The sequence below is a fragment of the Mycobacterium sp. ZZG genome, from assembly GCF_054786995.1.
Map to the genome: position 1 here is coordinate 37,510 of NZ_JBTBFV010000023.1, position 22,827 is coordinate 60,336.

Sequence of the window (22,827 nt, forward strand, 5' to 3'; positions counted from 1 at the left end):
GGACGCCGGCGGGGCCCAGCCGGTTCCCGCGGGTTTCAGCTCTGCGCGCTGACCGACTCCGCCACCCGCGCCGCCATCTGTCGAGCGGTGTCCTCGTCGGCGGCCTCCACCATGACGCGGACCACCTGTTCGGTTCCGGAGGGACGCAACAGGATTCGGCCGGTGTCCCCGAGCTCGGCCTCGACGCTGGCGACCGCGTCGCGCACCGACGGCGCGTCGGCGACGGTCGCCTTGTCGGCGACCGCGACGTTGATGAGCACCTGCGGCAACGTCTGCATCGGTTCGGCGAGGTCGGCGAGGCCGCGGCCGGTCTGAGCCATCCTGGCCATCAGACGCAGACCCGTCACGATGCCGTCTCCGGTGGTCCCGAAGCTCGGCAGCACGATGTGCCCGGACTGTTCGCCGCCGAGGGCGAATCTACCCGCGCGCAGTTCCTCCAGCACGTAGCGATCGCCGACGCCGGTGGTGCGCACCTCGATGCCGGCCGACCGCATCGCCAGGTGCAGCCCCATGTTGCTCATCACGGTCGCGACGAGGGTGTCGGAGGTCAGCTCGCCGGTTTCCTGCATCGCCAGGGCGAGCACCACCATGATCGCGTCACCGTCGATGACGCGTCCGTGCGCGTCGACGGCCAGGCACCGGTCGGCGTCGCCGTCATGGGCCAGGCCGAGGTCGGCGCCGTAGGAGACCACCGCCGAGCGCAGTGCCTGCATATGGGTTGATCCGCAGCCGTCGTTGATGTTCAGGCCGTCCGGTTCGGCGTGGATCGGGATGACGTTGGCGCCCGCGGCGCGGTAGGCGCGGGGGGCCGCATCCGAGGCGGCTCCGTGTGCGCAGTCGACGACCACGGTCAGCGCGTCGAGCCGCGTGGTCGCCGCCTTGCCGACGTGGCGCAGGTAGCGCTCCAGGGCGTCGTCGGCATCGACGACCCGGCCGACGCCCGCGCCGGTCGGGCGCGCGCCGGGGCCCTGCCGCACCAGCTCCTCGATGCGGTCTTCGGTGGCGTCGTCGAGTTTGTGGCCGCCGGGACCGAAAATCTTGATGCCGTTGTCGGGCATGGGGTTGTGCGACGCCGAGATCATGACCCCGAAGTCGGCGTCGTAGGCGCTGGTCAGGTACGCGACCGCCGGTGTCGGCAACACCCCGACCCGCAGGGTGTCCACACCTTCGCTGGCGATCCCGGCGATGACGGCCGCTTCCAGCATCTCACCGCTGGCCCGCGGGTCACGTCCGACGACAGCGACTCGCCTGCGGGTCTCACCGGATCTGCCGAGTCGCCGCGCCGCCGCCGCCCCCAGTGCCATCGCCAGCTCGGCGGTCAGGTCCTGGTTGGCGACGCCGCGCACCCCATCAGTGCCGAACAGTCGAGCCATCGTGACAACCTCTCACAGGTCTGGGCTCCCGAGCCAATTCCGCCTCGGCGTGATTATCCACGCCACAGTTGCGTTTCCGGCCCCAAAACGGCTCACCGCCCGCACCCTGTCGCGGATGCGGGCGGTGAGAAGAGGGTCAATTACCCTTCGTCGTTCTCACTGGGCAGCGGCGAATTGCCGTCCTCGCCGGCCCCGGTGCCCTCGGGGGCGCCCAGGCCCTCGCCGGTACCGGAGGTACCCTCAGGCGCAGTCTCCTCAGCCGGCGCCTCCCCGGCCGGCGCCTGCGGGGCAGGGGACTCTGCCGGAGCCGCCGGGGCGGCCACATTCTGGGTGACCAGGAGGTCACCACCCGGCAGTCCGGAGCACACCGTCTGCTGGACACCATCTGCGTCGACCCGCGTCGCCGTCGTGGTCACATCAGCGGGCACCGCGCCACAGATCGCGGCGGCCGCGGCGGCGGCCCTGTCGACGGTCACGCCTTCAGCCAGCGTGACGTCCCCAATGGTCAGGTTCACCAGGCCGTCGGCGGCCGGGGCGGGCTGTGCGGGGTCGGCCGGCTGGGCATGCGCCAATCCGAGGCCGGCGGAGAAAAGCAGCGATCCACCGAGGACAGCACCCGCTGCGGCGTTCTTGACGAAGTTCATCAATCACTCCTTTGCTTTCGCGGAGCCGGGGACGAGAAGGTCTCGCCGACGCAGTGACGCGCCCTGGCTCCAGATTTCGAGGGTTACGTACCCCGACGACCGAATTCAAACCGCGCCGCTGCGCGAAAGCGGGTACCGGTGCGTGCCTAATTAACTATTTGCGTGACATTCCTGCACATAGGACCGCTGTGCTTTCCTGAAATAGTTATGTGTGACAGGACACATTTCGGCGCACGCACAAAAGACCGACGCCCGGCCGCTCGCATCGCGAGCAGACCGGGCGCCGGGACGTGAAACTGTCAGCGCTTGCTGTACTGAGGCGCCTTGCGGGCCTTCTTCAGTCCGTACTTCTTGCGTTCGGTGGCACGCGGGTCACGGGTGAGGAAGCCGGCCTTCTTCAGCGCCGGACGATCCTCGGGCTGGACCAGGATCAACGCGCGCGCGATGGCCAGGCGCAGCGCGCCGGCCTGGCCGGACGGGCCGCCGCCGTCGAGGTGGGCGTAGATGTCGAACTGATCGACGCGGTCGACCGTCACCAGCGGCGCCTTGATGAGCTGCTGGTGCACCTTGTTCGGGAAGTAGTTCTCCAAGGTGCGGCCGTCGAGGTTGAACTGTCCGGTGCCGGGGACCAGGCGGACCCGGACGACAGCCTCCTTGCGGCGGCCGACGGTCTGGATCGGACGGTCGATCAGCACGGGCTCGCGGGCGGCCACGTCGGCGTCGGCCTCGACGCTGTAGTCAGCGGTCTCGACGGCCTCGGGGGCGTCGGTCTCGGTTCCGATTTCGGATGTCACTGAGCCACCTGCTTGATCTCGTACACGGCCGGCTGCTGAGCGGCGTGCGGATGGTCCGGGCCGGCGTACACCTTCAACTTCTTCTGGACCTGACGGCCGAGCTTGTTGTGCGGCAGCATGCCGGTGATCGCGTTCTCGACGACGCGGGTCGGGTGCTTCTGCAGCAGCTCGCCGATGGAGCGCTTGCGCAGACCGCCGGGATACCCCGAGTGCCGGTAGGCGAACTTGTTGTTGAGCTTGTCGCCACTGATGGCGACCTTATCGGCGTTGATCACGATGACGAAGTCACCGCCGTCGACATTGGGCGTGAATGTCGGCTTGTGCTTGCCGCGCAGCAGCTTGGCTGCTTCGACGGCGAGCCGGCCGAGCACCACGTCGGTGGCGTCGATGACGTACCACGAGCGCGTGGTGTCACCCGCCTTCGGCGTGTACGTAGACACAGCGTTACCTACTCTTTTCTCGGATGGATCCCGGGATCGACTCCCAGGTGCCGGTCAGGCGTGTGCATACCATCCGCCTCGGCGACCGGCAGGGACCCGAGGCGACCGACGACCGAGGGCCGGCGCACGCCAACGATGGAGCTTACCTGCGGGCGTCGCCGCAGGTCAAAACGCGCTGGGATACCATCGCCGGCCGTCGACGGTGCCTCCCCCGAAACACACATTCGCACGGACCGAGGGGGGTCCGTGCGAATGTGCGTCCGGTCAGCGGATCAGAAGAACCCGAGGGCCTTGTCGCTGTAGCTCACCAGCAGGTTCTTGGTCTGCTGGTAGTGGTCGAGCATCATCTTGTGGTTCTCGCGGCCGATGCCGGACTGCTTGTAGCCACCGAACGCGGCGTGCGCCGGGTACTGGTGGTAGCAGTTCGTCCACACCCGACCGGCCTTGATGTCGCGGCCCGCGCGGTAGGCCGTGTTGCCGTCACGGCTCCACACGCCGGCGCCCAATCCGTAGAGGGTGTCGTTGGCGATCGAGATCGCGTCGTCGTAGTCGGTGAAGGACGTGACGGCCACGACGGGCCCGAAGATCTCCTCCTGGAAGATGCGCATCTTGTTGTTGCCGGTGAAGATCGTCGGCGCGACGAAGTAGCCCCCGTTGAGGTCACCGCCCAGCTCGGCGCGCTCGCCGCCGGTGATCACCTTGGCGCCCTCGCTCTTGCCGATCTCGATGTAGGACAGGATCTTCTCCAGCTGGTCGTTGGAGGCCTGCGCCCCGATCATCGTCTCGGTGTCGAGCGGATCACCCTGCCGCACCGCCTTGGTGCGGATCGCGGCCAGCGCGAGGAACTCGTCGTAGATGTCGGCCTGGATCAGCGAGCGCGACGGGCAGGTGCACACCTCGCCCTGGTTGAGGGCGAACATCGTGAAACCCTCGAGTGCCTTGTCCTGGTAGTTGTCCGCGGCGTTCATCACGTCGTTGAAGAAGATGTTGGGGCTCTTGCCGCCGAGCTCCAGGGTGACCGGGATCAGGTTCTGCGAGGCGTACTGCATGATCAGCCGGCCGGTGGTGGTCTCACCGGTGAACGCGATCTTGGCGATCCGGTTGCTCGACGCCAGCGGCTTGCCCGCCTCCACGCCGAAGCCGTTGACCACGTTGACCACGCCGGCGGGCAGCAGGTCGCCGATGACTTCCATCAGGTACAGGATCGAGGCCGGGGTCTGCTCGGCGGGCTTGAGCACGATCGCGTTGCCGGCCGCCAGCGCGGGGGCCAACTTCCAGACCGCCATCAGGATCGGGAAGTTCCACGGGATGATCTGGCCGACCACGCCGAGCGGCTCGTGGAAGTGGTAGGCGACGGTGTCGTCGTCGATTTCCGACAGCGAGCCCTCCTGGGCGCGGATCGCGCCGGCGAAGTACCGGAAGTGGTCCACGGCCAGCGGGATGTCGGCGTTGAGGGTTTCCCGGATCGGCTTGCCGTTGTCCCACGACTCGGCCAGCGCGATCGACTCGAGGTTCTCCTCGATGCGGTCGGCGATCTTGTTCAGGATCACGGCTCGTTCGGCGGCCGAGGTCTTGCCCCAGGCCGGCGCCGCGGCATGGGCGGCGTCGAGCGCCTTCTCGATGTCGGACTCGTCGGAGCGGGCCACCTCGGTGAAGGGCTGGCCGGTGATCGGCGTCGGGTTTTCGAAGTAGCGTCCGGCATTCGGCGCCACCCACTGGCCGCCGATGAAGTTGTCGTAGCGGGGCTTGAACGACATCAGGGAGCCGTCGGCCCCGGGGCGGGCGTACACAGTCATGGTGAAGTCTCCTGCTCGTGTGGTCTGCGTCACCGAAGCTACGCCTGCAACCGTTGCAGCACGGTTGCATCGTCGGACAGACTTGGCGACATCGACGCACCTCGCCGCACACCCCGCCAGCACCGTTCCCGCGAGACGGTGAACACGCTGGTGGAGGCCGCCGCGCAGGTGTTCTCCCGCGAGGGGCTGAACGCGACGACGAACCGGATCGCCGAGCGCGCGGGTCTGTCCATCGGCACGCTGTATCAGTACTTCCCGGACAAGTACGCGCTGTTGGAGGCGATCGCCGAGCGGCACGTGCGCGACGCCGACGGGCAGCTGACCGAGGTGTTTGCCCGGCTCCGGGCCGAGGCACCGCCTTTCGAGGCGACGATGCGCGTGGTGCTGGAGGCCGTGGTCGGCGCGCATGACGAGCGGCCACGGTTGCACGCCCTGCTGCACCGGCTGGTGCGGCCGACCGCCGATCAGCTCGCTGCGCTGACCGACCTCGAAGACCGCATCTGCGCCGAGGTGGCGTTCCACCTCAAGCGCTGCGGCCGCGGAGGTGACGACGTCGAGACGACGGCCCGGACCGTGGTCCATGCGATCGACGCACAACTACACCGGGTAATGCCGCGCGGCGAGTTCGACATCGGGGACGCGAGGGACGCGCTGATGATCACTGTGTGCCGGCTCGCTCCGCCACCCGGGTGACCGCGTCACGCAGCTGCGCCAGGCCGGGTTCCTCGATCGGGTAGTGCCCGCAGTTCTCCAGCAGCACCACCTCGGTGGGCGCCGAGATGCGCTGCAGGAAGCGGACACTCAATCCCGGCGGGGTCCAGGTGTCGGCAGCGGGCGCGACGAGCGTGACGGGTGCGGCATCGAACGACTCCGGTGCGGTGTGGCCGAAGTTCATCCAACTCGCCAGGAACCCGAGCGGGACGCTGACGCCGCCGCCGCGCGGGTCCGACGCGCACAGCTGTGACAGCCGCCGGTCGGTGCTCATCGCGGCCATGTCAGCGAGCCATCGGATCGGCACCCGTACCCGGCCCAGAACAGGATCGACCGCGCGCAGCAGCGCCGGCGCGGGCCTGCCCATCCAGGCGAAGCGGGTCGCCGCGGCGCGGGCCGCGGGGTCGGACAGGTCCAGCAGGCAGGTCGCGACGACGGCGGCGACCTGCCGGGTGCGGGCCGCGACCTCATAGGCCACCATGCCGCCCATGCTGGCGCCGAACAGGATCAGCGGGCGTGGGTCGGCGGCCCGTTCCGCGGTCACCAGGTCACACAGCAGGTCGATCCAGTCGTCGTAGCGCACGCCGGCCGGGTCGGGTACGACGGTGTCGCCGTAGATCGGAAGGTCGGGGGCGAGGACGTCGGCCCCGTCTCCGGCCGCGACCGCGGTGGCGGGCCACAGCGCGCCGCTGTATCCGCCGCCTCCGTGAACGAGCATGACGCGCACCGCAGCCTCGGCGACGACCGCGCGCGCGATGTGCACTGTGGCGCCGCGCCACGGCCACCACGTGCTGACCGGCGGGGTCATTGCGGCGGTGTAGGTGTCGGGGACGAACGCGGCGTAGCTGTGGATGTCCATCCCGATATCGTCGAATCACCTTGCCCACGTTGGCAACTCGCATCTGCACCGGCGTTGCGCTGGGCTTTTCGCGCGTTGCTCGGGTTTTCAGCCGAGTTCGAAGTCCAGACCGGCGAGGTGACCCCGGGCCCGGGCGCGGGCCACCGCGGTGAGTCCGGCGCTGTCGCGCAGCGCCTGCCACCCCTCGCGGTCGTCGCGTCCTTCGGGCAGCTCGAGCCACCGCCGCAGCAGATCGGTGCGGCCCTGCCGGCTCTCGGCGAGCACCGCATCACGCAGGGTCGTCGACAGCTGGGTGCGCAGCCGGGCGATGGCCGGGGACACCGACTGGGCGAGCAGCGGACCGGCGTAGCGGTTGAGCGCCGACTCGACATCGCCGGCGTCGAGGGCCTCGAACACCTCGCCGATGTCGCTGGTGATCGGCGTCGACAGCCGGTACGGCCGGGACCCGAGGTTCTCGGCGCCGATGACCTTGCGCAGTCGCGACATCTCGGCGCGGACCGTGACGACGTCAAGGTCCTTGTCGTCGAGCAGCACCGCCAGATGGTCGGCCGACAGCCCCTCCGGATGACGGCTGAGCAGCACCAGGATGTCGGCATGGCGACCCGTCAGGTGGGTGGCCTGCAGGTGTCCGTACCGGTCGGTGGTCACCCAGCGCGGCCGGTCGCCCCCGAGCACCACCAGGTGAGGTCGGCGAGCGGCGGGCTCGGCCGCGGCTCCTGCCACCCGCAGCAGAGCCAGGTGATTCTCGACGGCCACCGCCGTGGCGCGCACCAGCGCCAGCGTCTGAGCCGACGCGACCTCCGAGCCCCCGGTCAGGTCGATGGCACCGAGCAGCGCGCCGGTGCTGGGATCGTGCACCGGCGCGGCGGTGCAACTCCACGGCTGGACGATGCGGGTGAAGTGTTCCGATCCGCGGATCTGCATTTCACGGTCCAGTGCCAGCGCGGTGCCGGGCGCGTTGGTGCCGGCGCTGCGCTCACTCCAGTCGGCGCCTGGGACGAAGTTCATCGCCTCGGCCCGGCGGCACGCCTTCGGGTCGCCTTCAACCCACAGCAGCGTGCCGTCGGCGGCGCTCACCGCGACCACCACACCGGAGTCGACGGCGTCGTCGACGAGGAGCCGCCGGATCACCGGCAGCGCGGGCGCCAGCGGATGGGTCTCACGCAGCCGCTCGATCGCGGTGACCGCCGCCCGCGCGCCACCGAGGTTCGGATCCACCCCGACCGCGAGGCTGCGCTGCCAACTCTGCGCAACGACGGGGCGCACCGGAATAGAGCTCAGATAGGACGCGTCGACCTCGCCGGCAACGAACAATTCGTGGACAGCACGCAGCCCTTTCGACGGACGGGCCGATCCCCGTCCGGTCGATGTCTCTGAAGCTGCCACGTGGCGTTCCTTTGTGTCCGCCCTCACATGTGCTGCCACCCTAACGCAGCAACGCCGGTCAGAGTACTGCGCGACCCTCGATCGGCTCCCCTCCTTTCGAGGGCCGCGCAGTCCCGGGGTGAGGCGCGTCAGGCGCCCCAGGCGTTGGCGGCTCGGCGGTCGGTGTCGGCGACGTCGTCCGCGCCGTCCCGGACCGCGTTGCCGAGGCTGACCAGGATCTCGTTGAGCGCCGCCGCGGACTGTTCCCAGCGGGTCTGCTCGGCGCGGTACGCCTCGGCGGACTCCCGCGTCCACGTCGCCTGCAGCGGGGCGATCTGGGCGCGCAGGTCGTCGAGGGCGCCGTTGAGGCGGGCGGAGGTGCGGTGGATCTCCTGACGGACGGTGTACTCGATCTCACCGAAGTTGTAGGACAGCGTGTGGGTCATCGCCGCCGCCTACAGGTGCGCCGCGACGGAGGCGATCCGCTGCGAATGACCGTCGGCCACCTCGCGCAGGATTCGCTCGTTGTCCCGGATCGTCTCGGCGATGCGCGCCAGTGCGGCGTGCAACTTCATCGACTCCGCGTTCCAGCGCTCGACCACGTCGCGGAACCGGACCGCGGCCACGCCGCCCCACACCGACGGCGGCACACTGCTCATCGCGCCGATGAACGAGTGCAGCATGGCCCGGATCTCCTCGTTGCGCGCATCGGTCTTGCCTGCCACCGACAGCATGAGGTCGAGATCGGTGGTCAGCGCCGCCCCGGCGGCCCCTGACGGTGTCGGCATGTGAAGTCCTCTCGTAGCCTTGAAAAAGCGATATACAGATTGGACGCAGCGCAGCCGAGTTCGGTTCCCCTGTTTCGGTTTTCATCGCAGCGCGTGGGCGGAGCGCACGGCTTCGTCGCACACGTCCTCGACGAGCCGCCGCTGCTCCGGGGCGCTCTGACACCCGATCGCGATGCGCAGCGTGCCGTCGACCAGCACGGTCCACCATGTCTGGCTGTCGGTCCGCCGCTCCAGGTAGGTCACGGCCGCCCGGCCGGCGCGCTCCCCGTCGGGATCGAAGTCGACGAACACCCCGGGTGGCGCGGATCCCATTGCCCGACGGAGAGATTCGGCGACCTCCTCGACGGAGGCCGCGTCGCCGTCGGCCTGGGTGAGGTGCAGGGCGGGCAGGCCGCCGGCGGCGGCGACGCGGACCCGCGGCGAACCCGGCCCCGCGGTGACTCGCTCGACGGTCCACGAGGCGGGCACCGAGACACCGACCCGGCCCTCCCTCAGCAGCCGGCTGCCTGCCGGCGACGGCGGTGCGTCCGACACCGCCTGCGCCGCCCAGCTTCCTCCGGCGGCGGCCGCGGTCAGTGCCACGCCGGCCAGGACGGCGCCGGTTCGCCGGTTCGGAGGTGTCCGCCGGCGCGGTTGCGCAACGGCATTCCGCACGGCGGCGTGCAGGCCGATGCGATCGCCGTAGGTGAGCACCGCTGCGAGCCGGCCGAGGCGGGCAGCCGCGGTGGGCGACAGCGGCGGCACTGCGGCCGGGGTGTCGATCAGCACCGACGTCCCGGGGTGGAGGTGCGCGACGAGCGCGTCGTCGTCGCGGGACACCACCGCGGGCCCGGCGCCGGGCATCGTCACCACGGCAACCTCCGCGGCCAGTTCCACCACCGCGCGGCCGCCGTCGCCGAGCACAGAGCCCCGTCGCAGCACGGTGACCTGTGGCGCGAGGCCGCGTGCGGCCTCGCCGACGACGCCGGCCCGACCGGCCGGCCACCACGTCGGCACCACCAGCACCAGGTGGCTCGCGGCCCCGCCGGCAGCCGCGCGCAGTACGTCCCGCCACAGCACCGCGACGTCGACGACCCGGTCCTGCACCAGAGCCAGCGGGTCGTCGATGCAGGCCAACGCCGCCGAAACCCATTCGCGCGGAGCGTCGTCGGGGCCACGGACCGCAGCCGGGCCGACCTCGACGACGACGGTGGTCACGGCGGCTCCACCCAGGCCGTCTGGACGAGTTCGTCCGGTCGGCCGCGCACGCTCAGCGTGGCCCGTCCCGGTGGCAGTGGTGTGGGCCGGGTGGCGCCCAGCAGCACACCCTCGTCCGGAGACGCGCTCATCATCACACCCGCGCACCCCATGTCGCGCATGCGGGCCAGCACGGGATCGAACATCGCCCGCGCCGCGCCCCCGGAGCGCCGGGCGACGATGACGTGCAGCCCGAGATCCTTGGCGTGCGGCAGGAAATCGGCCAGCGGGGCGAGCGGGTTCCCGGTGGCACCCGCCACCAGGTCGTAGTCGTCGACGATCACGTAGATGTCCGGACCGCTCCACCAGGACCTGTCCCGCAGCTGCTGTTGTGTGACGAACTCGTCGGGCATCCTGGCGTTCAGCCGTTCGGTCAACGCGGCCGTCCGTGACGTCGCCGCGACCCCCGACACCGCGTAGCCGACTCGCGGCCCACTCTCGACCACACCGAGCAGCGTGCGCCGGAAGTCGACGATCTCCAGATGTGGTTCGTCGGCGGCCGCGGCCAATTCGGTGCAGAGCAGTCGCAGCAGTGCGGTCTTGCCGCACTCGCCGTCACCGAGCACCAGCAGGTGCGGGTGTTCTCCGAGATCCATGGTGACCGGGTTGAGGTCACGCTCCCCGAGACCGAGCAGCACCTGCCCCCGGCGGCGGCCGGGGACATCGATCGCGGATCGGTCGACCCGCGCCGGCAGCAGCTCGACCGGCGGTGCGGCGCCCCCGTCCCGCATCGGCTCGACATCCGGTGTGGCGATCACCATCTCGCAGCCATCGGCGGTGATTCCGCGACCAGGCGGTCGGGCGGCGAGCTCCTTGGCACGTCTGCGGTCCAGCTCCGAGTCCGCCGGATCCCCGAGCCGCAGCTCGATCCGGGTGCCGATCTGGTCCTTCAGGGCGGGCCGCAGATCCGCCCACCGGGACGCCGTGACCATCACGTGTACGCCGTAGGCCAGGCCCTGCGCGGCCATGGCGGTGATCGCGCTGTCCATCCCGTCGAAGTCCTGCCGCAGGGTGACCCACCCGTCAACCACCAGGACGACTTCGCCGTAGGGATCCTCGCGGACTCCGCCCGCCGCCTCGCGCGACCGCAGCACCGCCTCCAGCTGGGCGACGATTCGGCGGCACAGATCGCTGTCCCGGCGCCCGGCCACGGCGCCGACGTGGGGCAGGTCGCGCACCGCCGCCAGGTCGCCACCTCCGAAGTCCAGGCAGTAGAACTGCACCGCGCCGGCGTCGTGTGTGGCGGCGAGCGCACCGATGATCGTCCGCAGCGCCGTCGACTTGCCCGAGCGGGGCGCCCCGACGACCGCGACATGACCTGCTCCGGAGGACAGGTCGACGATCAGCGGGTCCCTCCGCTGCTCGAAGGGGCGGTCCACCACGCCGATCGGCACCCGCAGCCGCCCCGCGGTTGCGGCCGACAACACCGCGTCCAGACGCGGCGAGCGGCCCAGCGGCGGCAGCCACACCCGGTGTGCCACAGCGCCGCGGCCGGCCAGCTGCCCCAGCACCGTCTCGAGCAGCGGGAGTCGCGACATCGACGGCGCGGGTGCGGCGCCGCCGGCACGGTCGATGAGTGTGAAGCGCCGGACCTCGGGTGCGCTGTCGCGCCTCTGCCGGCGGACGGGGAAACAGCCGGAGACGAACGCCGTCTGGAACCGCGTCAGGGTGCCCGCGGCAGTGCTGAGATAGGCCGCACCGGGCCGGGCCGGCAGCTGGTGGGCGTCGGGAACACCGAGCACAGACCGGGATTCGGCGGCGGAGAAGGTCTTCAGGCAGATCCGGTACGACAGGTGGGTTTCCAGGCCGCGCAGCCTGCCCTCGTCGAGTCGCTGGCTGGCCAGCAGCAGGTGCATGCCCAGCGACCGCCCCAGTCGGCCTATCGCGACGAACAGCTCGGCGAAATCGGGATGCCGGCTCAGCAGTTCGGAGAACTCGTCGACGATGATCAGCAGCGCGGGCAGCGGGGGCAGCGTCCGGTCCAGGACCCTGGCCCTGCCGTATTCGGTCAGGTTGGTGAGATTGCCTGCCGCACGGAGGATCTCCTGTCTGCGGTTGATCTCCCCGGACAGCGCGTCCCGCATCCGTGCGACCAGCGGCGCCTCGTCGGCCAGATTCGTGATCACCGCCGACACGTGACGCACGCCGTCCAAACCCAGGAACGTCGCACCGCCCTTGAAGTCGACCAGCACCAGGTTCAACGCTTCCGGCGGATGCGCGGTGACCATCCCCAGCACCAGCGTGCGCAGAAACTCGGACTTGCCCGAACCTGTTGCGCCGACGCACAATCCGTGCGGACCCAACCCGCCGGCGGCTGCCTCGTTGATGTCCAGGTCGACGACCGTTCCGTCGTCGGCCACCCCGACCGGCACCGGCAGCAGCCCGGCCGGGGACCGCCTCGACCACCGGGCTTCGGCGTCGACCGCCTGCGGGTCGGCAATGCCCATCAGCGCCGCCCAGTCAGGAACGCCGTCCGCGCGGGCGGACTCATGCGGACGGTGACGCGACAGTCGGCGCGCGCACGCTAACGCGGCGGGCAACGCGAGCTCGTCGAAGCGCGCGTCCACCCGCTGCCCGTCGACGTGCACGGCGACACCTGTGCCAGGGCCGGGCCGCAGCGCGACGACCGTGACGCCGTCGGCGGGTTGCGGTGCCGCCCCACCGTCGACGATCAGCAGGTGGCGCCGCCCGCGTCGGCGCTCACCCGCATGCGGCAGCCATTTCATCCAGTCCCAGTGCAGTTGTGGGCCCGCCGCCGCGACCGTCATGAGGCCTGGGTCGTGGTGAACGGCCAGCTGACACACCATCGCCCTGACGACGGCGCGGACGTCGGCGGGGTCGCCGTCGACGGTGATCAGCCCGGCGGAGGCGAGCCGCACCACGACGGGCAAGTCAGCGACCATCGCGTGGTGCCGCACCAGACGGCGCACCGCGCCGGCGGTGACGGGGTCGGCCTCGTCGTCCGGTCCCAGGTCCGGGGCGACCACCGAGACGGCCGCCGGCTGCTCCCCCACGCCGATCCGGACCACACCGAAGTCCGGACCGTCCGCGGCGCGGCGGAACATCCGTTCTCCGCCCGCGATCGTCCACAGCGCTGCGGGTTCAGGATGCAGGTCGTGCTGGGACCGATACTGGGTGTCGCCGGCGGCCACCAGTGCGTCGTCGACGGTGCCCAGGTAGCGCAGATAGCCGGCGCGCCCAGTATCGAGGTCGCCGGTGCGGTCGCGCCCGGTGTGGGCCAGTGTGCCGATCAGCGAGACCAGCATCATCACCGGGAAGAACAGGAACATCGGGTTACGCGTCGAACCCGCCGAGGTCAGGTACAGCACGGTCATGCCGGCCATCGCGACGATCATCGCCACCGGCATCAGCCGGGCCAGCGGGCTCATCGGTGTCTGCGCCGGCGGCTCGGGTGGCTTGTCGAGGACGATCCGGCCGAGGTCCATGTGGAGTAGACGCACCAGTGCCGCGGCCCGTTCCATCCACAGCCCACCGATTTGGTGCGCTGCATCCTCATCAAGCCGAGTTACGTTCGAGCCCGTGCCGGATACGTTGCGCAGGATCGCCGTTCACGCCCTCGCGGCGCGCGGTCCGGAGGCCGTGGATCTCGTCGTGCCCGCCGGTCTGGCACTGGGTGAGTTGATGCCGTCGATCGTCGATGTCGTGCTCGGCGCGTCACCCGGACCGACGCACTGGCAGTTGACCCGCGCGGCCGGCGATCCCTTGGACCCGTCGATGTCATTGAGGGACAACGGCGTCGATGACGGTGAGGTACTGGTGCTCACACATGTGCGGATCCCGCCCCCGCGCCGGCTACCGGCCGACCCGTGCGCCGCCCTCGCCGCTTCCATGACGGCCGAGGTCGACGAGGAATCCGGAGGGATCGCCGGCGCGGCCGCCGTCCTGGTGGCTGCCGGGGCGCTGGCATGGGCCGGCGTGGCGGCGCCGACGCCCTGGCACTTCTGGTCGGCGGCCGGGTTGTCGGTCGCCGCCGCGTCCGGCGCGGTGGCCGCCTCACGCATCGACCGGCGCTCGGCCCTGGTGCTCGGCACCGCCGCGGTGTTGTTCGCCGGTGTGGCAGGACTTCTCGCGCTGCCCGGTACGCCGTGGGTGGCGGCGCTGCTACTGTCCGCGTCCTCGGGGTTCGCGATGGCCGTGCTGCTGGTGAGGGTGCTGCCGGACCCGGCGCCGCAGGCGGCGCTCACGGCCGCGGCGGGCGCGCTCACCGCCGCGGCAGCCGTGGGCAACCTTGTGCCCGGGTCCTCGGTGGTCGGCGCGGCGCTGTCGGTGGTGTCGTTGGCCGGACTGGCGCTGGCCCCACGCCTGGCCGCGCATACCGACGCACCGCATCGCGCGCTGACCGCTCTCGTGGTCGGCTGGGCCGGCGCGGCGGCGGCCGGCGCTCTCACCGTGGCGGCCACCGCGATCGCCACGGGTTCGGCGCGGGCGTTGGGCGCGGCGTTCGCGGCCGATATCGGGGTGGTGCTCGTACTGCGCCGGCGCGTGCATGCCGACCCGCAGAGACGGTCCGCGCTGGGCGCCGCCGGGCTGGTGTCACTGCTGGTGTCGGCGCTCGTCGTGACGGCGGCGGTGCCTGCGCAAGCGGGCTCGATCAGCGCAGGCGTCGCGGTCGCCGCCGCGCTCGCGGTGTACGGCGCAGCCCGGTCGTACTCACCGAACGCGCTGTCGCGGAGGTGGATTCAGTATGTCGAGTACCTCGCACTGGCCGCGGTGGCGCCGCTGGCGTTCTGGATCGCCGGGATATACGGCCTGGCACAGCAATTGAGCCTGACGTGACCGGCGCGGCCCGATGGTGGCGGGCGCCGGCCGTGGCGGTGCTGGCGATGTTTCCGACGGCCCCGTATGCGGCCGCGGTCGGGCCGCCCGCGGTGGACGAGTCGCTGCTGCCCGCGCCGGGCCCGGCTGCGCCGCTGCGCCCCACCACCCAGCACGACGCCTGCGTCACCGCCCCACCGGCCGCCGCGGCGGCCACGGGCCCCGGGCAGGTGCGCGGGCTCGACCTTCCCGCCCTGTGGGCGCTGACCCGTGGAGCGGGCCAGACTGTCGCGGTGATCGACACCGGGGTGGCGCGGCACCGCAGACTGCCGCACCTGGTCCCCGGCGGCGACTATGTGTCCCGTCAGGACGGCACCGCCGACTGTGACGGGCACGGCACGATCGTCGCCGGGATCATCGGGGCCGCACCGGACACCGCCGATCCGGACGCGTTCGCCGGCCTCGCTCCTGAGGTGTCACTGCTGTCGATCAGGCAGTCCAGCAACAAGTTTCGCGCCGTCGACGAACCGGGAGGCTCAGGTGTCGGGGATGTCGACACGCTGGCCTCTGCCGTGCGCACCGCGGCCGACCAGGGGGCCACGGTGATCAACATCTCGACAGTGGCGTGCGTCCCGGTCGAGGGGAGCCTCGACGACCGGGCACTCGGCGCGGCACTGGCCTATGCCGTCGACGTGAAGAACGTCGTCGTGGTGACCGCGGCAGGCAACGTCGGCGGTGCCGGGCAGTGCCTGGAACACAATCCGCGCGACCCCACGCTCGCCACGGCGGTCACCACAGTGGCGAGTCCGGCCTGGTACGACGACTACGTGCTGACCGTCGGCGCGGTGAACGCCGACGGAATCGCCTCGGAGTTCAGCCTGGCCGGTCCCTGGGTGGACGTCGCAGCCCCGGGCGAGGGGGTGATCTCCCTGGCGCCCGCCGGGGACGGATTGGTGGACACGTCGCCGGCCGGCCGGCCGATCTCCGGAACCAGCTACGCCGTGCCCGTGGTCGCCGCGATCGCGGCGCTGGTCCGGGCCCGGTTCCCGGAACTGACCGCACGGCAGGTGATGCGCGTCATCGAGGACACCGCGCACGACCCGCCCGGCGGCTGGGATCCGGTCGTCGGACACGGCGTGGTGGATGCGCTCGCGGCGGTGTCGGCGACCGGGGCAGGAACGGGCGAGACGGTCACCCCGGCGGCAACGCCGATCGCCGCCCCGTCGCCGCCGCGGACCACCTCACGCAGGACCGCGGTACAAGCCGCCGTGCTGTGCCTGGCGTTGGCCGGATGCGGGGTGGCGGTCTCGGCGGTCGTGCACCGGTCACGACACCCCGTCTCGCATGACTGACGCGGCGGACCCGCTGAGTTCGGGACCGCGCGGCAACGTCGCGAGCACGGGCCACGGCGCGGGCACCGCGGCCGCGGTGATCCCGAGTGCCCGCGCGCTGTCGGGGTCGCGGACCCCGAACAGCACCCCGGTGTCGGTCACCAGGAACAGCGAGCCGGTGCTGTGCCCCTCGCCGGTGAGCGCCACGGAACGGACGAAGACCGCGCGACCGGCGGGCACCGACACCGTGTCGACCGCCGGTCCTGCGCCGTCGGCCTGTGCGAGCCCGACCGGATGCGCGGCCGGCGGTGCGGCGTCCCCCACCAGAACGGCGGTGCGTGAACCGGTTTCACCGGCGTCGGGATACCAGGCGGCACACACCACCGGATCGTCGGTCACCCCACCGGTGTGCGGAAATGTCGACACGGCAAGAGTGTCCACCACCGGCAGCGCACCGACGACGTCAGCCGACACCGTCGGCATCTGTTCATCGATCCGGCTGTCGGTGTAACGGATCAGGTCGGCCGCGACCTCCCCGACGCGCTGCAGGCCGTCCGACAGCACCACGAAGTAGTCGACCGCCGCCCCTGCGCCGGGCACCTGTACCACGGTGCCCACCGGATGGCCGCGGAGCACCGCCGGCCCGGCGGTGCCCAGAGCGGGGATGCGTGGCGGTTCGATGGCGGGCGCCTCCGGCACCGCCGCCAACAGAGCGGGCGAAACCGACTGCGGCGTAACGCCGTCGAGCCGAAGCGCACGCACCACAGCGGGATGGCGCAGATCCACCCGGGACCGGCGGCCGTCGTGCAGCAGGTAGGTCGACGCGGCACTCTCCCCGCGGGGTGTCACCAGCACGCGGGCATCGGTCGTCATGGCCGACGTGTCGACCGGCCCCGCCGCGACGGAGGTACCGGACTCCCCGGCATCGCAGACTGTCCAGGCGGACTCCGGGGTGTCCAGTGGCGGCGAGATCTGGGCGGGCGCACCGGGAATGCCGACCTGCGGGCCTAGCGCCGACTCGCCGACGGACCGCTGCGAGACCAGCCGCGGCTCGACGGGGCCGCCCAGGATCAGCCGCGCCGAGGCCAGGTTGAACACCGGATGCATGACGTCGTCGATCCTGACGTACATCGCCCCGGATTCGCGGACCACGACCAGCCGCGCATCACCGACGGAACCGCCGGGGCGCACCACGGTCAGCACCGCGCACACCGCGACGGCGACAGTGGCCAGCACCGCACCGGCGATCAGCGAGACAGACTGTGCGCGAAGCGGATCGTCGAGCATCCGGGCGTCGCCGCGGATCAGCGCATGTTCCATCCGCCGCGCCTGGAAGCGGTGCCCACTGACGTGCAGGCGTGTCGTCGGTTGCGCCATCACACCCCCTCGGCCAGCGTAACGGCGCCACCTCGGGGGTCAGATCACTTGTTGGAGCGCCGTTCCCGGTAGGCCGCAACGTGCTGGCGGTTCCCGCAGTTGCCGGTGTCGCAGAACTTGCCCGACCTGTTGCGGGACAGATCGACGAGCACCGCGCCGCAATCCGGGGCGGCGCAGACCTTGAGCCGGCGCAATTCCCCGGCCCGGATCAGATCGGCCAGCGCCATCGCCATCTCGGCGCCCATCCGCTGCCACAGCGGGTCGTGGATCGACGCAAGATGCAGATGCCACTCGGGCATCTCGGGGTGCCGGGTCAGCCACGGCGACGCCTTGGTGTCGGCCAGCAGAGCGTTGACCTGATCGACGGCGCGCACCTCGTCGTCGGCGACCTCCCAGATGCGGCCCAGCCGGGCACGCAGCGTGTGCACCGCGTCGAGTTCGGCAGCGTCGTGATCGCGTCGGCCCGTCCAGCCGAAGTCGTGCAGGTACCGGTCGAGGGCGGCGAGGTCGGGCAGCTGCTCACCATCCACCCGGTCGCTGTTGATCAGGACACTCGCTGCGCGAAGGGTGAGCTCAGTGTCATGAGTGAAAAGCATTTGACCCATGACTCCTCTCGGCGGTAGTGTCACGACCAAAGTTGATTTTACTCATGTCACCCCTGTCACCTCCACGGAGGCGTCACGTCCACGGAGGCGGTTGCCCATGGCTGCGCTCGATACGAACCCGCGCGTTCGCGTCGACCATTTTCGTACAGGTCTGCTGTTCGCTGTCGGCTCCGCGTTCGCGTTCGGGTGCTCCGGGCCGTTTGCGAAGGCGTTGATGGAGGCCGGCTGGACGCCGACCGCGGCGGTCACCGCCCGGCTGGCCGGCGGCGCGCTCGCGATGGCGGTCTTCGCCTCCGTCGTCCGTCCCGGCTGGTGGCGGGAGGCGCGCTCGCACGCCAGGACGGTGGCGCTGTACGGCCTGGTGCCGATCGCCGGCGCACAGCTCTTCTACTACAACGCGGTGTCGCACCTGTCGGTCGGCGTCGCACTCCTGCTCGAATACACCGCACCGATCCTGGTGGTCGGCTGGCTGTGGGCCACCACCCGGAAGCGGCCCACATCGATGACGCTCTCCGGGGTAGCGCTCGCGGTCACGGGGATCATGCTGGTGCTCGGCATCGTCGGGCCCGGCGGGTTCACCGGCGCCTCCATCAATCTCGCCGGTGTCGCCTGGGGCCTGGCCGCGGCCGTGTGCGCCGCCTGTTACTTCCTGATGTCCGACAAGGTCGGCGCCGACGCCTCCGACGGCCGGCCGGCGCTGCACCCGATCACGCTGGCGGCGGGCGGTCTGCTCGTCGGCGCCGTCACGGTCGCGATACTCGGGGCCGCCGGCGTGATGCCGATGCGCTTCACCTCCGACGACACGGTGATCGCGGGCTGGACCACCCCCTGGATCGTGCCGGTGATCGCGCTCGGCCTGATCCCGACGGCGATCGCCTACACCCTGGGCATCGTCGGGATCGCCCGGCTGCGGCCCCGATTCGCGTCCCTGGTCGGCCTGTCCGAGGTGATGTTCGCGGTGCTGGCGGCCTGGGTGCTGCTCGGTGAGGCGATGACCCCCACCCAAGCCATCGGGGGCGCCGTCGTGCTGGTCGGGCTCGCGCTGGCCCGGCAGGGCGACCGCAGCGAACTCGATGAGGCCGAGACGGTGACCTGGCCGGATGCACCGGCGACGGGGACGTCGAGCGGCTAACATCGCCACGTGATGATCGATCTTGATCTCCGGCGGCGCCGGCTGACGTCGGTGCTCGCGGCCGTGCTGCTGGCCGTAGCAGCCCTGGCCGGGACGCCCGGCCGCTTGCCGGTGGCCCATGCGCAGGGATGTCCCGACATCGAGGTCGTCTTCGCCCGCGGCACCGACGAGCCCGCCGGCCTAGGCCGGGTGGGTGCGGCGTTCGTCGACGCGCTGCGTGACCGCGTCGGGGGCCGCTCGGTGGGCGCCTACGCCGTCAACTACCCGGCGAGCTTCGACTTCCTTGCCGCGGCGGCGGGCGCCAACGACGCCAGCCTGCACATCCAGTACATGATGGCCAACTGCCCGCAGACCCGACTGGTGCTCGGCGGCTATTCGCAGGGCGCCGCGGTGGTCGACGTGATCGCCGCAGTCCCGATCCCGGCGGTCGGGTCCACCGCACCGCTGCCGCCAAACGCGCCGGATTTCGTCGCCGCCATCGCCGTCTTCGGCAACCCGTCGGCCAAGGTGGGTCTGCCGATCACCGCGAGCCCGGTGTGGGGCTCGCGGTCCATCGACCTGTGCAACGTCGGGGATCCGGTGTGTTCGAACGGAAACGTGATCGCCGCGCACAGCAACTACGGGCCCGTCGGGCTCACGGACCGGGCCGCGGCGTTCGTAGCCGGACTTGTTTAACACAGCTATGCGTTACCGTGTCTTGTGCTTTCCGATCGACTGAGCCGCCCGATGCTGGCGGCCGCCGCTGCCGTGATGGCCTTCTTGGCCGCCGTGGTCCTTCCCGCCGGAACGGCTTCTGCTCAGCCGTGCCCCGACGTCGAGGTGGTCTTCGCCCGCGGTACCAGTGAGCCGCCCGGCGTGGGGCGGGTCGGCCAGGCGCTCGCCGACACCCTGCGCAACCAGCTGGGCGGTAGGACCGTGGGCACCTACGGCGTGAACTATCCCGCCAGCTACGACTTCCTGAACACGGCCAGTGGCGCCACCGACGCCACCGGACGTATCGCCTTCATGGCGGCCCAGTGCCCGAACACCCGCATCGTGCTCGGCGGCTACTCGCAGGGCGCGGCCGTCGTCGCGATGCTTGCCGGGGTGCCGCCGCTCGGCGACCGGATCGGCACCATCGGCTCGGCGCCTCCGCTGCCGGCGGGACTGGGCGGCAACGTCGCGGCCGTCGCGGTATTCGGCAACCCGTCTGCCAAGTTCGGAAGTCCGGTTTCGGGCCGCGGAGTGTTCGCCGGTAAGGCGATCGACCTGTGCGCCGACGGTGATCCGATCTGTTCCGGGGGCCGCAACCCGTTTGCCCACACCAGCTACGAGCGTTCCCCGCTCATCGGCCAGGCCGCCGGTTTCGCCGCTGGCCGGGTCTGAACGGCCGCGGCCGATTAAGATCAACACGGTGATTCGTCAGCTGCGAAAATTACGGGTCCTGTCGGCCACGGCTGCGCTCCTCTTCACCGCAGCCTCGTTCGTTGCGCCCCCGCTCGCGTCGGCACAGTCCTGCCCCGAGGCCGAGCTGATCTTCGCCCGCGGCCGCATCGAGTCGCCCGGCGCCGGCCAGATCGGCAACGCGCTGGTCAGCGCCCTGCGCAACAAGACCGGCAAGGACATCGACCTTTACGCGGTGAAGTATCCCGCCGACACCGAGGTCGACATCGGCGCCAATGACATGAGCCAACGCATCCAGTACATGGCCGGCAACTGCCCCGACACCCGACTGGTGCTGGGCGGCTATTCACTGGGCGCGGCAGTCACCGACGTGGTGGTCGCGGTCCCGATAGCCGCGTTTGGCTTCAAGAGCCCGCTGCCCGACGGTGTCGATCGGCACATCGCCGCCGTCGCGCTGTTCGGTAACGGCAGTCAGTGGGTCGGGCCGATCGCGAACTTCACCAACCCCGCGCTGCGCGACCGGATCATCGAGCTGTGCCACGGCGACGATCCGATCTGCAATCCGACCGCTCCGGAGAACTGGCAGGACTACTGGCCCGCGCATCTGGCCCCCGCCTACATCGGCGCGGGCATGGTGAACCAGGCCGCCGACTTCATCGTGGGCCGACTGTAGCTACAGCTCGTCGGCGGTACGCAGGTCCCGGGTCACCAGGTTGCGGGCCGCAAGCTCGGCGTCGGGCGGATAGTCGACACCGACGAGCGTCAGGCCCCGCGCCGGCGCCGCGGCGAAATCGCTGGAGCGTCGCGCCGAATCCAACAGTGCCGCGCACCACGCCGGGGCGCGGCGGCGCTCCCCGACAGCCAGCAGCGCGCCCACCAGTGACCGCACCATGTTCCAGCAGAACGCGTCGGCGCTGACATGCACGGCGACCCGGTCGCCGTCGCGTTCGCAGTCCAGCCGCTGCAGTTCCCGGATCGTCGTCGCCCCGTCCCGGTGGCGGCAGAACGCGGCGAAGTCGTGCAGCCCCAACAACTCCCGGGCGGCAGCGGACATCGCCGCCACATCGAGCGGCCGCGGCCACGCGGTGACGAACCGGGCCTCGTGCGGCTCGGCGCCGTACGGCGCCGTCGTCAACCGATAGACGTAGTGGCGACGCAGCGCCGAGAACCGAGCGTCGAATCCAGGTGCGGCGCGGGTTATCTCGCGGACGCGAACATCCTCGGGCAGCATCCGTCCCAATCGGCGGACCAGTGGCCCGAACTCGGGTTCCCCTGGACGGCGGGTGCGCGGGTAGGCGTGCGGCAGCGCGTCGGCGGGCACGTCGACGTGGGCGACCTGCCCGGTGGCGTGCACCCCGGAATCGGTGCGCCCCGCGGCACGGGTGACCACCGGTGCCCGGAACACCGTGGACAGCGCGTCGTCGATCGCGCCCGCGACGGTGCGCTGTCCGGTTTGTGTCGCCCAGCCGGCGAACTCGGTGCCGTCGTAGGCGATGTCGAGGCGTAAACGAACATGCCCGCCACCGAAATCGATGGCGGGCATGCTCACGACGTTGTCGTTAGGACTTGTTGTCATCCTCGGCTTCGGCTTCGGCGACCTCTTCGGCGGCTTCAGCTTCCTGAGCCTCCTCGATCGCGGCGTCTTCTGCCTTGACCTCTTCGACGGTCTCCTCCTCCGCGGCCGGGCCTTCGGCTGCCTCGGGCTCGACCGCGGCCTGCGGCGCGGCAGCCGCGGCCACCTTTTGCGCCGCGTCCGCGCGACGCGCACGGTTCGCCTCGGAGGTGACGGTCTTCTCCCGCACCAGCTCGATGACCGCCATGGGGGCGTTGTCGCCCTTGCGGTTCTCGACCTTGATGATGCGGGTGTAGCCGCCGTTGCGGTCGGCGAAGAACGGCCCGATCTCGGCGAACAGCACATGCACGATGTCCTTGTCGCGGATCTTCTTCATCACCTCACGCCGGTTGTGCAGCGTGCCCTTCTTGGCGTGGGTGATGAGCTTCTCCGCGTACGGACGCAGCGCCCGTGCCTTCGGCTCGGTCGTCTTGATGCGGCCGTGCTCGAACAGCGAGGTGGCCAGGTTGGCCAGCAGCGCCTTCTGGTGCGAGGACGACCCGCCGAGGCGAGGACCCTTGGTGGGCTTGGGCATTGCGACTATCTCCTTGTGGGGCCGGCCCCCGTATCAGGTAGGGCCGGGACGGTTCTCGAAAGCTGTTGTG

22 protein-coding genes are annotated in these 22,827 nt (G+C 70.9%); 7 read left to right on the top strand and 15 right to left on the bottom strand.

Going from position 1 to position 22,827, the window contains the following annotated elements; all coding sequences use genetic code 11:
- Positions 1 to 35: 35 nt before the first annotated feature.
- The 5 genes from glmM to adh form a co-directional block, all read right to left on the bottom strand.
- Positions 36 to 1,373: a phosphoglucosamine mutase gene (gene glmM / locus ACXMYJ_RS14870; protein WP_260757454.1), complete on the bottom strand. Its 1,338-nt coding sequence runs from the start codon at positions 1,371 to 1,373 to the stop codon at positions 36 to 38.
- Between the two features lie 140 nt (positions 1,374 to 1,513).
- Positions 1,514 to 2,017 carry a hypothetical protein gene (locus ACXMYJ_RS14875; RefSeq protein WP_443188703.1) on the bottom strand — a complete coding sequence of 168 codons (504 nt, stop codon included), beginning with the start codon at positions 2,015 to 2,017 and terminating at the stop codon, positions 1,514 to 1,516.
- A gap of 299 nt (positions 2,018 to 2,316) precedes the next feature.
- On the bottom strand, positions 2,317 to 2,730 hold the full coding sequence (rpsI, locus tag ACXMYJ_RS14880; protein WP_260757962.1) for a 30S ribosomal protein S9: 414 nt from the start codon (positions 2,728 to 2,730) through the stop codon (positions 2,317 to 2,319).
- Between the two features lie 77 nt (positions 2,731 to 2,807).
- Positions 2,808 to 3,251 (bottom strand): 50S ribosomal protein L13, encoded by a 444-nt coding sequence (rplM, locus tag ACXMYJ_RS14885; RefSeq protein ID WP_260757452.1) that lies wholly within the window; start codon positions 3,249 to 3,251, stop codon positions 2,808 to 2,810.
- 272 nt (positions 3,252 to 3,523) lie between these two features.
- On the bottom strand, positions 3,524 to 5,047 hold the full coding sequence (gene adh / locus ACXMYJ_RS14890) for an aldehyde dehydrogenase (RefSeq protein WP_260757451.1): 1,524 nt from the start codon (positions 5,045 to 5,047) through the stop codon (positions 3,524 to 3,526).
- 138 nt (positions 5,048 to 5,185) lie between these two features.
- On the opposite strand from adh, the gene ACXMYJ_RS14895 reads away from it, so the two are divergent.
- Entirely contained in the window at positions 5,186 to 5,740 is a 555-nt protein-coding gene (locus tag ACXMYJ_RS14895) for a TetR/AcrR family transcriptional regulator (RefSeq protein WP_443188702.1), read from the top strand.
- Here the strand turns inward: ACXMYJ_RS14895 and ACXMYJ_RS14900 are convergent.
- The 6 genes from ACXMYJ_RS14900 to eccCb form a co-directional block, all read right to left on the bottom strand.
- Positions 5,706 to 6,617, bottom strand: coding sequence for an alpha/beta hydrolase (locus ACXMYJ_RS14900; RefSeq protein ID WP_260757449.1), 912 nt, complete (start codon positions 6,615 to 6,617; stop codon positions 5,706 to 5,708). The two genes, ACXMYJ_RS14895 and ACXMYJ_RS14900, sit on opposite strands and share 35 nt — an antisense overlap.
- Before the next feature lie 87 nt (positions 6,618 to 6,704).
- Positions 6,705 to 8,003, bottom strand: coding sequence for a helix-turn-helix domain-containing protein (locus ACXMYJ_RS14905; protein ID WP_460357220.1), 1,299 nt, complete (start codon positions 8,001 to 8,003; stop codon positions 6,705 to 6,707).
- A gap of 128 nt (positions 8,004 to 8,131) precedes the next feature.
- The gene (locus ACXMYJ_RS14910; protein WP_260757447.1) at positions 8,132 to 8,428 is read right to left on the bottom strand and encodes a WXG100 family type VII secretion target; all 297 of its coding nucleotides are present in this window, start codon (positions 8,426 to 8,428) and stop codon (positions 8,132 to 8,134) included.
- A gap of 9 nt (positions 8,429 to 8,437) precedes the next feature.
- Positions 8,438 to 8,770 (bottom strand): WXG100 family type VII secretion target, encoded by a 333-nt coding sequence (locus ACXMYJ_RS14915; RefSeq protein ID WP_260757445.1) that lies wholly within the window; start codon positions 8,768 to 8,770, stop codon positions 8,438 to 8,440.
- 81 nt (positions 8,771 to 8,851) lie between these two features.
- Positions 8,852 to 9,967, bottom strand: coding sequence for a type VII secretion-associated protein (locus tag ACXMYJ_RS14920; RefSeq protein ID WP_460357224.1), 1,116 nt, complete (start codon positions 9,965 to 9,967; stop codon positions 8,852 to 8,854).
- The gene (gene eccCb, locus ACXMYJ_RS14925; RefSeq protein ID WP_460357227.1) at positions 9,964 to 13,488 is read right to left on the bottom strand and encodes a type VII secretion protein EccCb; all 3,525 of its coding nucleotides are present in this window, start codon (positions 13,486 to 13,488) and stop codon (positions 9,964 to 9,966) included. Before eccCb ends, ACXMYJ_RS14920 begins: the two co-directional genes overlap by 4 nt.
- Before the next feature lie 58 nt (positions 13,489 to 13,546).
- On the opposite strand from eccCb, the gene eccD reads away from it, so the two are divergent.
- Together eccD and mycP are read left to right on the top strand one after the other, a co-directional pair.
- On the top strand, positions 13,547 to 14,803 hold the full coding sequence (gene eccD / locus ACXMYJ_RS14930; RefSeq protein ID WP_260757440.1) for a type VII secretion integral membrane protein EccD: 1,257 nt from the start codon (positions 13,547 to 13,549) through the stop codon (positions 14,801 to 14,803).
- Between the two features lie 47 nt (positions 14,804 to 14,850).
- The gene (mycP, locus tag ACXMYJ_RS14935) at positions 14,851 to 16,134 is read left to right on the top strand and encodes a type VII secretion-associated serine protease mycosin (RefSeq protein ID WP_260757961.1); all 1,284 of its coding nucleotides are present in this window, start codon (positions 14,851 to 14,853) and stop codon (positions 16,132 to 16,134) included.
- Here mycP and eccB read toward each other — a convergent pair.
- A complete protein-coding gene (gene eccB, locus ACXMYJ_RS14940; RefSeq protein ID WP_443188698.1) occupies positions 16,108 to 17,490 on the bottom strand; it encodes a type VII secretion protein EccB in 1,383 nt (460 codons plus the stop codon). The genes mycP and eccB overlap by 27 nt on opposite strands.
- Before the next feature lie 44 nt (positions 17,491 to 17,534).
- Entirely contained in the window at positions 17,535 to 18,086 is a 552-nt protein-coding gene (locus tag ACXMYJ_RS14945; RefSeq protein WP_260757438.1) for a CGNR zinc finger domain-containing protein, read from the bottom strand.
- Positions 18,087 to 18,192: 106 nt separating this feature from the next.
- Between ACXMYJ_RS14945 and ACXMYJ_RS14950 the strand changes: the two genes are divergently transcribed.
- From ACXMYJ_RS14950 to ACXMYJ_RS14965, 4 genes are read left to right on the top strand one after another with little or no spacing between them, the layout of a single operon-like run.
- Entirely contained in the window at positions 18,193 to 19,227 is a 1,035-nt protein-coding gene (locus tag ACXMYJ_RS14950) for an EamA family transporter (RefSeq protein ID WP_460357231.1), read from the top strand.
- 12 nt (positions 19,228 to 19,239) lie between these two features.
- Positions 19,240 to 19,902 carry a cutinase family protein gene (locus tag ACXMYJ_RS14955; protein ID WP_460357282.1) on the top strand — a complete coding sequence of 221 codons (663 nt, stop codon included), beginning with the start codon at positions 19,240 to 19,242 and terminating at the stop codon, positions 19,900 to 19,902.
- A gap of 51 nt (positions 19,903 to 19,953) precedes the next feature.
- The gene (locus tag ACXMYJ_RS14960; RefSeq protein WP_260757959.1) at positions 19,954 to 20,592 is read left to right on the top strand and encodes a cutinase family protein; all 639 of its coding nucleotides are present in this window, start codon (positions 19,954 to 19,956) and stop codon (positions 20,590 to 20,592) included.
- Between the two features lie 28 nt (positions 20,593 to 20,620).
- Positions 20,621 to 21,283 carry a cutinase family protein gene (locus ACXMYJ_RS14965; protein ID WP_260757435.1) on the top strand — a complete coding sequence of 221 codons (663 nt, stop codon included), beginning with the start codon at positions 20,621 to 20,623 and terminating at the stop codon, positions 21,281 to 21,283.
- On the opposite strand, the gene truA is transcribed toward ACXMYJ_RS14965, so the two are convergent.
- Positions 21,284 to 22,186: a tRNA pseudouridine(38-40) synthase TruA gene (gene truA, locus ACXMYJ_RS14970; protein ID WP_460357234.1), complete on the bottom strand. Its 903-nt coding sequence runs from the start codon at positions 22,184 to 22,186 to the stop codon at positions 21,284 to 21,286.
- Positions 22,170 to 22,757, bottom strand: coding sequence for a 50S ribosomal protein L17 (rplQ, locus tag ACXMYJ_RS14975; protein WP_460357237.1), 588 nt, complete (start codon positions 22,755 to 22,757; stop codon positions 22,170 to 22,172). The genes truA and rplQ overlap by 17 nt, the downstream gene beginning before the upstream one ends.
- Positions 22,758 to 22,827 lie beyond the last annotated feature (70 nt).